Annotated in this window: 17 protein-coding genes and 1 tRNA gene; 9 read left to right on the forward strand and 9 right to left on the reverse strand. The window is 58.9% G+C overall.

The window, feature by feature from the left end; translation table 11 throughout:
• Nucleotides 1–137: 137 nt before the first annotated feature.
• Nucleotides 138–401 (reverse strand): hypothetical protein, encoded by a 264-nt coding sequence (locus tag K5X80_RS16350; RefSeq protein ID WP_222558759.1) that lies wholly within the window; start codon nucleotides 399–401, stop codon nucleotides 138–140.
• 258 nt (nucleotides 402–659) lie between these two features.
• On the opposite strand from K5X80_RS16350, the gene K5X80_RS16355 reads away from it, so the two are divergent.
• Nucleotides 660–2,387: a hypothetical protein gene (locus K5X80_RS16355; RefSeq protein WP_222558760.1), complete on the forward strand. Its 1,728-nt coding sequence runs from the start codon at nucleotides 660–662 to the stop codon at nucleotides 2,385–2,387.
• Nucleotides 2,388–2,504: 117 nt separating this feature from the next.
• On the opposite strand, the gene K5X80_RS16360 is transcribed toward K5X80_RS16355, so the two are convergent.
• From K5X80_RS16360 to K5X80_RS16370, 3 genes are all read right to left on the reverse strand, one after another.
• Nucleotides 2,505–3,092 (reverse strand): OmpA family protein, encoded by a 588-nt coding sequence (locus K5X80_RS16360; RefSeq protein ID WP_222558761.1) that lies wholly within the window; start codon nucleotides 3,090–3,092, stop codon nucleotides 2,505–2,507.
• The gene (locus tag K5X80_RS16365; RefSeq protein WP_222558762.1) at nucleotides 3,089–3,631 is read right to left on the reverse strand and encodes a hypothetical protein; all 543 of its coding nucleotides are present in this window, start codon (nucleotides 3,629–3,631) and stop codon (nucleotides 3,089–3,091) included. Before K5X80_RS16365 ends, K5X80_RS16360 begins: the two co-directional genes overlap by 4 nt.
• Before the next feature lie 99 nt (nucleotides 3,632–3,730).
• Nucleotides 3,731–4,222, reverse strand: coding sequence for a nuclear transport factor 2 family protein (locus K5X80_RS16370; protein WP_222558763.1), 492 nt, complete (start codon nucleotides 4,220–4,222; stop codon nucleotides 3,731–3,733).
• A gap of 163 nt (nucleotides 4,223–4,385) precedes the next feature.
• Here K5X80_RS16370 and K5X80_RS16375 point away from each other — a divergent pair, with 163 nt between their 5' ends.
• A complete protein-coding gene (locus tag K5X80_RS16375; RefSeq protein ID WP_222558764.1) occupies nucleotides 4,386–4,832 on the forward strand; it encodes a nitroreductase/quinone reductase family protein in 447 nt (148 codons plus the stop codon).
• A gap of 730 nt (nucleotides 4,833–5,562) precedes the next feature.
• Nucleotides 5,563–6,324: a DUF2889 domain-containing protein gene (locus K5X80_RS16380; RefSeq protein WP_222558765.1), complete on the forward strand. Its 762-nt coding sequence runs from the start codon at nucleotides 5,563–5,565 to the stop codon at nucleotides 6,322–6,324.
• A gap of 29 nt (nucleotides 6,325–6,353) precedes the next feature.
• Here the strand turns inward: K5X80_RS16380 and K5X80_RS16385 are convergent, their stop codons facing one another.
• The 5 genes from K5X80_RS16385 to K5X80_RS16405 all read right to left on the reverse strand — a co-directional run bounded on the left by K5X80_RS16385 (nucleotide 6,354) and on the right by K5X80_RS16405 (nucleotide 10,152).
• Nucleotides 6,354–7,010, reverse strand: coding sequence for a site-specific integrase (locus K5X80_RS16385; protein WP_222558766.1), 657 nt, complete (start codon nucleotides 7,008–7,010; stop codon nucleotides 6,354–6,356).
• Between the two features lie 114 nt (nucleotides 7,011–7,124).
• Nucleotides 7,125–7,712 (reverse strand): hypothetical protein, encoded by a 588-nt coding sequence (locus tag K5X80_RS16390; protein WP_222558767.1) that lies wholly within the window; start codon nucleotides 7,710–7,712, stop codon nucleotides 7,125–7,127.
• 547 nt (nucleotides 7,713–8,259) lie between these two features.
• Nucleotides 8,260–8,329: transfer RNA gene (locus K5X80_RS16395), tRNA-Gln, on the reverse strand.
• A gap of 22 nt (nucleotides 8,330–8,351) precedes the next feature.
• Nucleotides 8,352–9,467 (reverse strand): tyrosine-type recombinase/integrase, encoded by a 1,116-nt coding sequence (locus tag K5X80_RS16400; protein ID WP_222558768.1) that lies wholly within the window; start codon nucleotides 9,465–9,467, stop codon nucleotides 8,352–8,354.
• Nucleotides 9,454–10,152 (reverse strand): hypothetical protein, encoded by a 699-nt coding sequence (locus K5X80_RS16405; protein ID WP_222558769.1) that lies wholly within the window; start codon nucleotides 10,150–10,152, stop codon nucleotides 9,454–9,456. Before K5X80_RS16405 ends, K5X80_RS16400 begins: the two co-directional genes overlap by 14 nt.
• A 103-nt stretch (nucleotides 10,153–10,255) precedes the next feature.
• Between K5X80_RS16405 and K5X80_RS16410 the strand changes: the two genes are divergently transcribed.
• The 6 genes from K5X80_RS16410 to K5X80_RS16435 all read left to right on the forward strand — a co-directional run bounded on the left by K5X80_RS16410 (nucleotide 10,256) and on the right by K5X80_RS16435 (nucleotide 13,497).
• Nucleotides 10,256–10,441, forward strand: a complete 186-nt coding sequence (locus K5X80_RS16410; protein WP_222558770.1) for a helix-turn-helix domain-containing protein — start codon at nucleotides 10,256–10,258, stop codon at nucleotides 10,439–10,441.
• Between the two features lie 281 nt (nucleotides 10,442–10,722).
• Nucleotides 10,723–10,953 (forward strand): hypothetical protein, encoded by a 231-nt coding sequence (locus tag K5X80_RS16415; RefSeq protein WP_222558771.1) that lies wholly within the window; start codon nucleotides 10,723–10,725, stop codon nucleotides 10,951–10,953.
• On the forward strand, nucleotides 10,946–11,413 hold the full coding sequence (locus K5X80_RS16420) for a hypothetical protein (RefSeq protein WP_222558772.1): 468 nt from the start codon (nucleotides 10,946–10,948) through the stop codon (nucleotides 11,411–11,413). Before K5X80_RS16415 ends, K5X80_RS16420 begins: the two co-directional genes overlap by 8 nt.
• Before the next feature lie 6 nt (nucleotides 11,414–11,419).
• Nucleotides 11,420–12,253, forward strand: a complete 834-nt coding sequence (locus K5X80_RS16425) for a hypothetical protein (protein ID WP_222558773.1) — start codon at nucleotides 11,420–11,422, stop codon at nucleotides 12,251–12,253.
• A gap of 217 nt (nucleotides 12,254–12,470) precedes the next feature.
• Complete coding sequence (locus K5X80_RS16430; RefSeq protein WP_222558774.1) at nucleotides 12,471–12,722, forward strand: hypothetical protein; 252 nt, start codon at nucleotides 12,471–12,473, stop codon at nucleotides 12,720–12,722.
• Between the two features lie 94 nt (nucleotides 12,723–12,816).
• Nucleotides 12,817–13,497 (forward strand): HK97 family phage prohead protease, encoded by a 681-nt coding sequence (locus K5X80_RS16435; RefSeq protein WP_222558775.1) that lies wholly within the window; start codon nucleotides 12,817–12,819, stop codon nucleotides 13,495–13,497.
• Nucleotides 13,498–13,502 lie beyond the last annotated feature (5 nt).

Here is a 13,502-nt window from a genome sequence, read left to right on the forward strand (position 1 = left end):
TGCCCTCCTGGCCCACTCGGTCGTCATAACCGCTTCTGCGCCGCCAGGGAAACCACAGGGCACTATTGCGCCTGTGGATTTGTCGAGACCAAGAGACTCTGGTTTTCCGTAGGCGACCATCGCCGCCTTTCGGCCCGTCAGCGCTCAAGATATCGGCAATATTTACCCGGATAATAATAGGGCGAGCCAGAAGGCTCCAAAGGCGCAAGCATCCGACGTTCTGGACCACAATTCGCAGGCTTGGTCAGCGTATAGGCCCCGCAGTGGCGGAAGGCTGCGGAAGACATCGAAATGGGATTGATACAGAAAAAGTTACCATCACCCTTTAGGTTATGCATGGTCATTTTTGCCATCCCTTCTACCCGCTCGACGGAAAGACGGAAGCGGCCTTGAGTCGCCATAAGCTGCCTTAAGAGCCTTAAGGTTGATATTTATAGGACCAACTAAATATAATTATTGAGAAATCTTTACGGCACTTAACGCCCCTAAAGGCCCTTAAGCCGCCCTTTCTCCCTTAAGCCTCCCAGATAGCGACTTTCAAAAGTTACCATTTCCCTATAAAGGATATATGATGGTAACATAACTTTCGGTACGCCTTCAACCTCCTTCAGGAATAGACAGTGTCCTCCAACCCTCTTGCCGACCTTTCGCTTCCTATCGTGACTGAGCGCCTAAAGAGATTTGGGTCCTATCTCGAAGGCGAGAACCGTCACGCGATCCATGCCCTTCTTCAGGCGCTCGAAAGCGGCCTTAACGGCACTTTAGAAGACGGATATCATCTGTCCGCCATCGATCCGGGCATCGGTAAGACCCTGTCCGTATCGGTCTTCCTTGGGGCATGGAAAGATGCAAGCTTCAACCCATCGGCTAGCGTCCTAATCGGCCTTTCGCGGCTTGAGGAAATCGACAGTTATCTGGAGAATGCCGGGCTCGACCAGAAGGATGTAGCCGTCCTGACGAGCGACACGGAACGGAACGCTCTTGGGGTTCCAAAAAGCCAGCACAACGACGCCCGTATCATGTTTACGACGCAACAGATGATCGAAAGGCGAACCCGAGGAAAAGCATTCGCCGACGCGTCGGAGTTTCACTTTGAAGGCCAGCCTAGGACATTGCGCATATGGGATGAAAGTTTCCTCCCTGCCGAGCAGTTAGCCCTGCGAGCTGACGACCTCGCCCGCCTGCCAGCCGCTCTCGCCCACGAGCATGAGTACGCTGCGGAAGTCCGGGCACTCGTAACGCGACTCTGGACGGCGGAAGGCGGCGAACAGCTCACGGTCCCTCACACCCTGAATAATCTTCAACCTCTAGCTACAGCCACGAGAGGGACGCAGTTAAGCTCGATTGTCGAGACCCTTGGACGCCTAGCGGGACGAGAGACCGCAGTAATCGCCACAGGTGACGGCAGCATGCGCCTAGCCGGATCAGCGGCCCCCATCCCGCCCGACTTCGCCCCGGTCATCATCCTGGATGCTTCAGGCCGCGTCCGTTCAACATACCGGGTATGGGAAGAAAGCGGAGCCCAGCTCCATCGCCTGCCATCTGCGGTGAAGGACTATCGCAATCTCCATATCAACCTTTGGGAACGCCCCGCAGGCCAACGAGCCCTGCGGCCCCTTCAGGCCCGAGAAGAGATTGCCGAAGCCATCGCATCTGCCGTCCGAGAGGATTTGGGAGCACCGTGGCTCATCATTTCCTACAAAGATCAGCCGATAGAAGACCAACTCCGAGCTGCATTGGAAGGAATCGAGCCTGAAGGCGGCCTCCATTTTCTCACCTGGGGAATGCACCACGGAACCAATGCCTACACCGATTGCAAGAATGTGGTTCTCGTCGGTCATCTCAACTACGGTCCCGCTGGTTATCGTGCGCTTCTAGCGGCGGCTGGCGGCCCATTAGGAGCATCGCCAAGGGAAGCCGCAGAGCTCCTAATGGGCGGCGAATACCGTCACAACTGGCTCCAGGCGCTAACCCGTGCATCCGTCCGGAACAGCAACGGAAACCTTGCGGGTTCATGCAACGCCTACGTTATCGCTTCGCCGGGGACAGAGGCTCGTAAACACCTGGAGGCCGTGTTTCCCGGATGTGAGATTGACACTTGGGAACCGGAGATATCCGAACCTGGAGGGCACGCAGGCAAGCTCGTCGCTCTCCTGGATCAGGCGCGTGCAGACGGAAACTTGCCTATCAGGAAAAAGGAGCTTCGAGAGAAATTGGGTATGCCCGAAGCCGCTCATTTCAGCCGCCTAGTGCAGCATCCCGCCGTCCAAGCCTGCCTTGATAGAAACCATCTGCGCTCGCGAGGGCAACGTATAGAGAGCGCGGTATCGTTCGAACCTTTGGAAGGCGATGGGTTCTCAATTGAGGACATAGACGACGAGCTGTGACGGATGAGCGGGCAAACACTTCAATGCCGCAAGACCGGCACTGATGTTATGGCCGGACGGTCGCTCCCTGCAAGGCTGGGGATGCATACAGATGGTCGGATCAAGAAACTGTGGGATTTACTGTGGGGCGGGAATGATAACCTCCACACGCCGATTCTTGGCGCGAGCGGCGGGATCGTCCTTGCCGTCCGCACTTTCATTCGGCGCGACCGGCGCGGTCTCGCCCTTGCCTGAGACTTGCAACTCACGCTGGCGGACACCGACTTGCTGGCCGAACCAGTCAGCGACAGTCTTTGCCCGCGCTTCTGACAGTTTTTGGTTATAGGCATCGTCGCCCTTACTGTCGGTATGGCCGATGACCTGGATCGCGCCGGGAGGAGCCTGACGGATCAACTCTGCGGCCTTTTGCAACTGCGTCTCCGCTGCCGGAGTGAGGGTCGATTTGTCATAATCGAACAGCGCATCAGCGGGCAGATCGATGATCGTGCCCATATCGGTCACTCGCGTATTCAGCCCGCTGGTGTCGGCATTGAGCGTACTCACCTCTGCCCGCAACGAACTGTTCGCTGTCTGTGGATTGCGGACTGTCGCGCCAGCAAGTGGTGAAGCATCATCCCGCGCGGTGTTATCCGCAACGGGCGCTTCGCTCGAGCAGGCCGACGCGAGCGCCAGCAGGCCAAGCAAGACCAAGCTGCGTCCCATCATCGGGTGACCGGCACCCCATCGAACGGAGCCACACCGGGCAAGTTGATCGAGACAGTCTTACTTCCTGCGGGTGGGGCCGGGAATTTCACCCAGAGAATGCCATTGGGCGAACACTTAAGCCCAATCCGGTCCTTGCCAGCCAGCGGCGATCCCATCCACGCTCCGGCATTGTCCTTGAGGACACCGATACGCTGGGATGTCGTGTCGTCGATGACGCTGATTTCCTCGAACTTCATATAGGCCCATGCGTTCTTTTCCGCTTTGCAGTTGACCGTCACGGTGAGGATGTCACCGGTCACCGCAACTTTGAGAAGATCGAAAGTGATGCCTTCCGGTCCCGGCTGTGACTGGATCGCTGCTGGCGACGACGTCGCTGCGGGGACGGCCTCCTCTCGCATCACCCCATTGCCCGTCGCGGCTGGGGCACTCGCTTCGCCAGCTAGCTTCTCATCGGCGGCGGGTGCCGAGGCTTGTTGGCAGGCCGACAAAGTCATCCCAGAAGCAGCGGCCAAGGCAAGAGCAACTCGAGAAATATTCATACAAAACCCCTCCCGGTTTGATAGGCTTCAATACGTTTCGCTATGCGGATGGTTCCTCTATGGCATAGGTGACGGCCATTCTCACGGCCCAGCAGAGCCTCAACGCTTCGTCAGCCATGCAGGTGCAGAGTGGCCGGGCGCTCGTGGAGACGCCCCAGGTTCGCCATCGTATCCAAGCACCTTGGGGTTACCGTCGGACCAGACAGCCGTCCCGGTCTTGTGAGCGATGCGCCAGCCGTCTGCCGTGCGCACAAGATCGTCATCGTACCACCCGCCGATCATGAAATGCGGTTGGGGGGCAAGGGCATTGATCGTGTGTTGGGCCGTGAAATAGGTCCGCGCATGTGCCGTGTCGCCCTGAATGGAAATCACGGGCAACCCTAAGTGATGATGAGTCGCGTCGAATTGCGGGAGGGATTTCTCGCACATGCTGGCGTACTCTTCAGGTGAGAATACCCCTACGCCCGCCAGGTCGATCTTGGCATCCTTCGTGAAGACCAGGTCAAATAGGCCAAGGTCCCGCGAATCCAGAGCAACGACATATGTGGACAGCGCATTGCCGATCGCCAGCCAATCATCCGAAATCCCCATTTCCTATCCTCTCCTGATTACAGCATTGCGGAGCGTTGAGGGCCGTCCGCTTTCAATGGCGAGACCTGCGAGACTGCCCATTGGATGTCAACTTCCACCCGCTGGCCTTGCGGGCCGCCAGGCAGCATGTAGATTGCCGGAAGCCTCATAGGAGGAGGGAAGGTTGCTGGAAAAGTTCGTAATGACGCCGCGAGGTCTCGCGCTCGATAAGTTTCTCGTCCGCCATTTGGGCTATTCGCTCACAACGCAGGTCTTTGCCCGCTCCCAGGGCTATGCGCCGCCGTCAGTTCTCTACCTGGAAACGGTAGGCCGCAAGAGCGGACAGAAGCGCGGCGTTGCGGTGCCCTACTTCGAGCTGGACGGAAAAATCCTGGTAGTCGGGTCGAAAGGCGGTGCCCCTGAAGACCCTTACTGGGCTCTCAATTTGCGCAACCAGCCCGAGGCCGTGGCCTACATCAACCGTAAAAGACGCAATGTCCGCGCCGTGTTTCTCACAGGCGAGGAACGTACGCGGGCATGGGAATGGCTAAAAGGCCGGATATCGAGCTACCGGCAGTACGAAACGCGTACGACACGGGAAATTCCGGTTATCTCGCTCGAACCTGTCTGACCCCGTCAGGAACCATCAGGGCATCAGTAGCCCCTCGGCGCTTAACACGCCTGCCACCCCCATCGCGAGTTGAAGTATGTCTGCTGCATGGCTCATCAGCACAGTCTTCCATGCCGTCCTCGGCCTGACGGTCGCGACTTTTGGCATCTTCGCCCTAATCCAAGCTTTTTCGCTGCTATTCCGCAGGCCGATAATTCCGCGTAGTACCTGGAAGACCGCCGTCAAATTCGGAGTAGCTGGGTCTTTGGGTATGTTCGTCGCGGCATCGCTTTTTAGCTGTGTTATTGCTGGAAACTGTCCGACCGCCCCACCGCTTGACAGATGGTGGCCGCGCGATGCCGACCGGGAACGGATTGTTGAAAGGACCGCACAGGAAACTGTCCGTAAGGAGGAGCGCGACTGGAGCAGCCGCTAGGCTGTCCCGCCTGAGAGGTATGCGACTGACGATTGTGCAAACTATCATAAATCACTTAATTCACTCTCAGGAGCCGCTGGGGAATCGAAAGCCGCCTTCCGGCACTCACGCCCCCTGCAACCCCTATCGACTCTCAGCAGGCCGCATATCGAATCCTAGAGCCTATTGAGGAACTCACCGGCTTCAGAACGGCTGCGCAATATACTGATCGGCTGGCACATCTTGTCCAAAATAGGATGAAGCCGTAGCGAATGGCTTTCTTCTCCGCGCGTTCGGTAGCTTTGGCAGGACGCTGGCGATGCGAAGGTGATACAGATGCCCTTTGAACAGTCCCGACGTACCTTTCCCAATCCGCACTACGGCAGCGGGGTTGCCCGTAGGCATATCCGGCTAACAGCCCACTCCGGCTACGTTGAGAGCCATTTGGTCGATATCTTTCACGAGCTACGCTGCCGCGTCGAACATGACGGGCGTGTAATCACACGCGTCACTGGCGAGGCTATCCGGGTACCGACCAGCGCTTGCCCCTCAGCCGTAGCAGTCCTTGAAGAATTGGTCGGTATGGAAATCGGCACCGATATGGCCACCTTTTATGCGGACGGTCGGGCACGGCGGAATTGCACGCACCTTTTCCATCTGGCCGTGCTGTGCGCTGCGCAAGCTGGTCGGGCCGAACCCAATCGAACTTACGAAGCCATTGTCCCGGACGAAACCGATAGCCCCGTTGAAATCAGCGTGCTGTGCGACGGTGCAGAGGTTCACAGGTGGACCATTCGCTCCGGCAAAATAACACACCCGCAATCTCTGGCAGGACAACCCCTGCTGGCTGGCTTTACCTCTTGGGCATCGAAAGCCTTCACGGGCCCAGCGCTGGAAGCCGCAAACGTGCTCTCTCAAACATACTTCATCGCACAGGCCCGGCGATACGACACGGACGCTGTTGCCGGTGAGGTACTAGGGATAAACTCTCCGATGCTCGGGGTATGTTTTGCCTATAGCCCGTCACAAGTGGAGACGGCCCGATATCTCGGCGGCAACTATCGAGACATCCCAGGAACTGACACGATATCCGATTGATCGAGCTGGCGGCATATCGGGCCTTGGGCCTATTCAGGCGGCTGCCAGGGCTTCACCAGCTTCAGGATGTCTATCGCGGGCTGATATTGATCGATCAGTAAGCCTAGAGGACGGCGGTCGCCATAATCGTCATTCGCATTGCCTGAGGACTTGTGGCCTTGGATATAGTCCCGTGCATCCTTTGGGATGCCAGAGGCGCGGGCCGCCGTTGTCCAAGTGTGACGGAACTCCCGCATAGGCTGCCTTCCTGTCCCTTCCACCAAAATGCCCTCATCGTAGAGGTGCCTGCACCACTTCTCACCGAAGGATGAATAGAGACGTCCAAACTTATTCCGCACGCGAAGGAGCGGGAACAATGCTTCAGAGCCTTGCTCCTTCAAGTATCGAACGTAGGCGAGGAAATTTAGCGACAGGAGAGGGAGAGGCACGGGGATAATCCTTCCTCCCGAGCCTTTCTTATCAGTCTTGAGGCGCTGAGCGCCTTTCTCCGGGTGAAGGCTACGAGCCTGAAGATCTAACAGCCAACGGCCCGAGGTGGTGTCTTCCCGGATGTCAGCCAGAACGAGCTGGACCAGTTCTTCGGGCCGTGCGCCCGTATACAGTGCAAGAAGAGGCAACCAGTACGCCGTCTCACCCTTCCCCCATCGGGGCTGTGCGCCGCCCGTGAAGAAGGGCTGAGTAAACATTCCGAACAGCTCCTGGGGCGAGAAACCTATCGCAGTGCGCTCACCTTCCTGGAGTTGTTCGAACTTTCGCCCTGAAAATGGATTGGCGAGGTCTTCGGAGATATATCCCTCGGTCTACGCCTGCGCCCAACGGGAACCTAAGGTTCGGCAGTGCTTCTCCAGCGTTCTCGGATTGGCCCGCTCCACGTCCCGTTCTGAATATAGCGCTACAAGATCAGCCAGCGGCATCACTCGTTCCTTTGCCGACACCCGCGCGGGCTTCTGCGCCAGCAAATCCAGAAAACTGCTTATCTCCGCCCTTGTAAGCTCATGCGGCTTAGGGTCGCCCAGCGCATCGCAAAGATAGCGAAGGGCCGTTCTCGTCTGCGCCTTGCTGGGCTCACCGTAGCGAAACCGTGGGTTATCCAGCATTCCGCTGATAATCTCACGAAACGAGGGGACATCTTTTGCGGCAGTGGGCCGCTGGGCCAATTCCCCCGGGAGAGGGGGCGTGGGAATCACCTGACCGTCCATCCTCTGAAGCTCTGCCTCGTGGACGGCAATGGCCGCTTCATTCAATTTGATGCAAAGATCCCGAAATGCGGCGCTGGATTGATCCACCACGTAGCCATGGGTTGCGGCAAGCTCAACAGCCTGCCTCCGCCAAGCATCAAGAATGCCCTCCAAGTCCCCATCGGCATTAAAGTCCCTGTAGATATCCAACGCAACTTCTCGGGCAACCCGAACACCTTGAGCCCATCTAGCCGAAGGCCTGACGGCAGGGATATCAAAAACTGCCCGCTCCGCTGCGTCAGTTACTATCTCGCCCCGAGCTTTAACGGCTGATCAAAGCGTAGGTCTGCATCCTCCGCCAGCTCACGGACCCGGTAAACTTCCACAAGGTACGCAATCGTCGGCGCGTCAAGGGCATCGTATGCTCCCACGGCCAGCTTCTCCGCGCGGGCGGCCATAATCTCGTATTGCTGCGCCGCAGCCGCGTAGCGCTCCATCGCCCCAGGCTCGGTGATAGATCGAACCCCCAAGCTAATCTTGAGTTCTGTAAGGGCCTCTCCCGGCTTCCCAACGTAAGCCCGAATCCGCTTCGGGAATGTCCGACGATAGCGAAGAATTCCGGTCTTAGGGTCTTCTTGGAGATAGCGCACACTGACTTCCACGGGCAGGCCTTCTGTACCACTGGATGTACTCCTGAGGCACAAAGAAAGTCCAGAAAATCAGTTAGTTGTCGCTTTTCAACCGCTTGGGGGTTGACTGGATGCCCCGCGAGGATTCGAACCTCGATTGACGGAGTCAGAGTCCGCCACAACCCACGCTATTCTGCGGCCTTAACCGCCCATGTTGCAATCATGTTGCATCAGCAAAGAGCGCGGCGGCGATTGCGTCGGCTTCTTCGGCATCTTTCTGCGCCTGCTCGAACAGGTGCCCGTAGGTGTCGAATGTCACCTGGATGGAGCTATGCCCCATCAGCGTCTGGATGCGCTTCGGGTTCAGGCCCTGCTCGATCCAGAGCGATGCAGCCGCATGCCGGAACGCATGCATGCCCAGCGCCTTGACCTTCGCTTCCGTCTGGATCGGCTGGACATAGTTCAGTGTCATGACGCGGTGCGATAGCGGCTTGCCCTTAGGGCTCGGGAATACCAATCCTAGGGCATGATCCGGGCAGGCCAGCTTCCATTCGCGCAGCGTCTGCACCACCCGCGACGGCAGGGCGATTGTCCGGTGCCCGGCTTCCGACTTCGGGGGGCCTATGGTGCCCTTGGCGTCGGCCCGCTGCTCGACCGTCACCCGCGCCTTTTTCAGATCGACAGACCGCCACGCCAGCCCACGCAGTTCCGATGCGCGCATGCCGGTGAACACCGCCAGTTCGATAATAGCCCGGCCCATCAGGTCGCCTGCCTTGCTGGCAGCTTCCAGAATGGCCCTCAGGTCCTTTTTCGGGGGCGGATGGGCCTTGCCCTTCTCCCGCTTCACCTTCTGCACCTTGACCGCCAGTGCGACGTTCTGCGCGACCAGACCGCGCTCTTGCGCGTCGCTCAGGATCGCCTTGAAGGTGCGAAACACTCTCAGCGCCATCGGGCGCGACAGGTGCAGCAGCCAGTCATCCAGATAAGTCCGAACAATCGGCGCCGTCAGTTGCGACAGTTTCCGCGCGCCGCACTTGGGCACGATGTGGAGGCGCACGTGCTGGTCATAGGCCGCAACGGTGGTCGGTTCGCGCCCTGCTGCCCGAACGGTGCCCAGCCATAGCTCGGCGGCCTTCTGGACGGTCACGGAGACGCTATCGGCGGTGTGGATGCCCTTCTGCACCTCGGCGGCCGCATTGACGCTCCACGCCTCTGCATCCTTCTTTTTCGCGAACTGCTTGGCCCGGCGCTTCCCGGCCTGATCGCGGTAATCGACCAGCCATGCCTGCTTCGCGGTGCCGTCAGGGGCGATCCACTGGCGCTTACGGATTGCCATCGCCGCGCTCGCGAGCCTCCTGCATTTCAATCACTACCGCCTCTATTTCTTTGCTCAGCGCCTCCAAGTCCTCATGATGCTTTCGTACAATCCGCTGCAGCTCTACAAACGAACTGGCAGCATCGATCTTAAACAGGTCCTCTATGGAGAGCATCAACACGGCAACTAGAGGGCGGAGCAAAATAACAATCCAACGGTAGAAATCCCCCAAGACAGGCTGTTCTGGATTGTCTTTCAGAAACTCTGGCAGCTTATCCACCTCAATAAAGTTGAAAGCCTCAAAGTGGTCTACCTCGCTTTCGCCATCAGTGGTTAGCTCGCGCAATGCTTCCGGCGAGACACACAACGCGAGTTCATTTGATAGCACGGCCCCATTTTCGGCCTTAAGCGGTCCCGGTGCCGCAGCGAACAAGAAGTACGTGCGGGTCTCGCTCCAGTTCTTTGTGATCAGCGAAACCGTGTGCTGGGGAGTGACGCCTGCCTGCATAAACTGAATCGCGAGCGCCAATTGCAAGACCATATCCAGGTCATATTCTGCCCTGCGCCCCTTCCCTGTGTTGCTACCCTTCGGGAAGCCAAGGCGCTGGAAGTGTCGAAGCCGGGCTTTAAACGCACCCTCCGATTCGGGCGCAATTCGGTTCATAGATGCCAGCAATTCCAAGAGTTCTGAATAGCTTAGGGTCATCGGCACCTCACCAACACAAAATCTAGTTTTCCCTATTGCACGGAACGTTCCGAACGCATAGAAACACCAATACTAGTTTTAGTATGAAGAAGGAGTAAACAGAATGCTCGGTAACGATCTGATCAGGGGAGCGAAGGCGGCGGCAGCGTACTGCGGTCTCACCCCCCGCTTGATTTATCACCTGGTGGAGCGGGGCGAACTGCCTGCGATCCGCAAGTCAGGAACACTGTTCTTCCGCAAGAGCGAGCTTGAGCGCGCCTTCTCGTCGGAGGGCTCGGACAATGCCTGAAACGAAGAACCCCCACGCCAAGGGCGCAGGGGCTCAGGATGTTGCTGGTTACAACACTGAGCTTCCTACCGCTACCCGGCCGGAAAATCCAATCCTTTTGGCAGAGAGCCACACGGTGCACGTAACGCGTGACGGTGGCGCTTATCTCGTCGCTGTCGTTCCGCCTGTGGAGGACTACCCTCCCCAGCTATTCGGCACGCACAAGGAGGCACGCGGTTTCGCAGGCGGCATTCGCATGTGCCGTGGCTGGCCCATTGACGACCAGACGATGGAGGCGCGTCATGATTGATTCAACGCGCTATACCCGCCCCGATTGCATTGATGCAGGCCCCATCCTGGCCTTTATCGAGAAGCGCCTGGCAGCGACGAGCACACCGCCTAGCCGCTTTGGTCGCCAAGCGACTGGCGACCCCCGGTTTGTCTTCGATCTTCGGCGTGGGCGCCGCATCACGCGACCGGTTGCATACCGCGTCCTGCGCTTCCTCGATGCGATGGAGGCGCGCCATGGGTGAACTTCCCCACCTGTCGAACTCTGCCGTGCTCATCGAACGCGGCGACCTTGAGATCATTCTGCGGGCTCTGGTGGCCTTCCAGCAGGCCAGTTCCGAAGCGGCAGAGATCATCCTGCGGCGGCTGGATGGCATCGACGGCGATCCCGACCTTGAGGACGCAACTGATGCCGAGGACGATTTCAGCCTTTCGCCCTGTGCGGCAGAAAGTGCCAGCGGCGGACTTGGATGCCCCATCGCTGATCCCGGTGGCTGCGAGCATGACGGTCGGGAGGAAGATGAAGACCGGGCACCAGACTACGGCATCGATCAAACCAAATCGCTGCCTGACGCCATGGTGATCACGCATGACCGGAATGCGATGCGGGCTCACCGCGACCGTATCCGCGACGAGGCGTGCGACAAGTTCACCCGTCATGGTGTGACCGACTATCGGCTGCGCCGAGGCCCCGGGCAGGACTGATCCAGCATGGCAAGAAAGCGGCTCCAGGCCGACCAACGTGCGGACCTGCGCGGAGGCAAGTTTATCGGCTTGCCGACCGTGGTCCACAAGAGTGAGGCATATCGCTCGCTACCTGTGTTCGAGCGCGCAGTGCTTACCGAGATGCTGGCAACGTTCAATGGTTACAACAACGGCAAGCTGGTGGTCAGCCATCGCCAGCTTGCCGCAGCCTTGGGTAATTCGAACTTCGGCAGAATCAGCCGCGCCATCGCGGCGCTGATCGAGCACGGCCTGCTCGACATCGCCACCGAAAGTCTCTGGAAGCAGCGCCGCGCCCGCGAATACCGGCTGACGTTCATAAACACCGGCAGCCCGCCATATGTTCGCCCGGCGACGAATGAGTACCTGTCATGGCGAAAAAACGACGCTGACGACGTGTCAGCAGAAACACCCCAATCTGCTGACGATGTATCAGCAAGGTCGGTCTCTGCTGCTGACGATGTGTCAGCAACGGCAGGTGCAGAACCGCAGAATTGCGTGGGTGGCCCAATTTCCTCTGCTGACGACGTGTCAGCGCTTATAAGTAAGCCATACCTAGGTCCCCGAAAGAGGGATGATCAGCAACCTAAACAAGCCCTCCCAGTAGCGGCGGCCATTTTGGGCCGCAGCGGTCCTGCACCTATGAAGGTCATGGATTGGAGTGGCCCGCCTGAGGAAGTGCTTGCCGCGCGGATCGCAGCCGGTGGCGAGATAGCCGAGCGTCTGGCGGCCATGCCGAGGGAGCAAGCGCTGGCGAGGATCGCGAAGGAGCAAGCCCGCCGCAACCGAGAGCAGGCAGCACGGGACAGGCGGCGGACATGACAGGCGAGCCATCACGGAGGGGGTGGGTTCAAAGTGGGGGCCTGCCAGCCCTAGGACCGCCCCTCGCCCTTCATGTCAGCGCTAATACAGTTTCTCGCCCGCGCGCGCGAGCCGGGGGTGGGATGAATGTTTGCGGCCATCCCGGCCTAGGACCGACCCCGTCCCGTAATTTCCCCATCCACAGTTCAGAGTTCAGGATTGCAAAGGATCGGCACCCATGACTGACCCTATGGTGCAGGCCCAGATCATCGCCTTGAAATCGGTCTGCCGTGAGATCGGCGCCAAGGTGACTGGCGATGACATGGTGCGGCAGCCCACGGCTGCACGCTTGTTGGGCTTTGCGCAGAAGACATTGTCGAACGACCGGGCCGGGCAACGCCGCTGGCGGGTGGTAAAGCGCGGGCGGACGGTGTTCTATCCTCTGGCCGATCTGGCGCAGTGGTTGGTCGAGAACGCTAAAGACGAGTGAATTTTTAGTGCCCGCGTGTGCCCGCAAGTGCCCGCGTCTACCTTGGTCCGCCTCCTGAAAAGCGCGAAAATGCAAGCGCGACAGGAGGACATGTGTGCACAAGGCTTATTCGCATCTTAGCATCAAATCGATTGACGAAGACCAGCGCGTTGTCACCGGTATCGCATCAACGCCGACCCCCGATCTAGTGGGCGACGTGGTCGAACCTATGGGGGCGGTCAATATCGACGAACTCCCCCTTCCCTTCATGTTGGATCATGACCACGGACAAAACATCGGCGTGGTGGAATGGGCCAAAGCGACCCCGGCAGGCATCGAGTTTCGGGCTCGCATCGCGAAGATTGCGGAGCCCGGTGCGGCCCGCGACCTGGTCGACAAAGGTTGGTCCCTCATCAAGGCGGGCCTTCGGCGCGGCGTGAGCATTGGCTTTGCTCCGATTGAGATCGAGAGCCTGCCGACTGGCGGATACTGGTTCAAGACATGGCGCTGGCTGGAACTGTCTGCGGTAAGCGTTCCTGCTCAACCGGAAGCCCGTGTGACAGGCCTGAAAGCCGCGCAGTCGAAAGATCGGGTGGTGAAGCTCCAACCCGCTGAAAAACTGCGGGGCCGCATGCTCCTGGAAGCGGAGTTCCGTTCCACCCGCCGCAAACGTCTGGGAATCTCGTCCCGGCCCGTGAAACTCAGCGCTGACGATCACGTCCAGGCCGTGCTTGAAGATGCTCGTACCCGCCGAACGCACTTGCGCCTTGACGCTAACCGGCAGGTGAAGCTGTGAGTTCG

The sequence above is a fragment of the Caenibius sp. WL genome (assembly GCF_019803445.1).
Taxonomy (GTDB): Bacteria; Pseudomonadota; Alphaproteobacteria; order Sphingomonadales; family Sphingomonadaceae; genus Caenibius.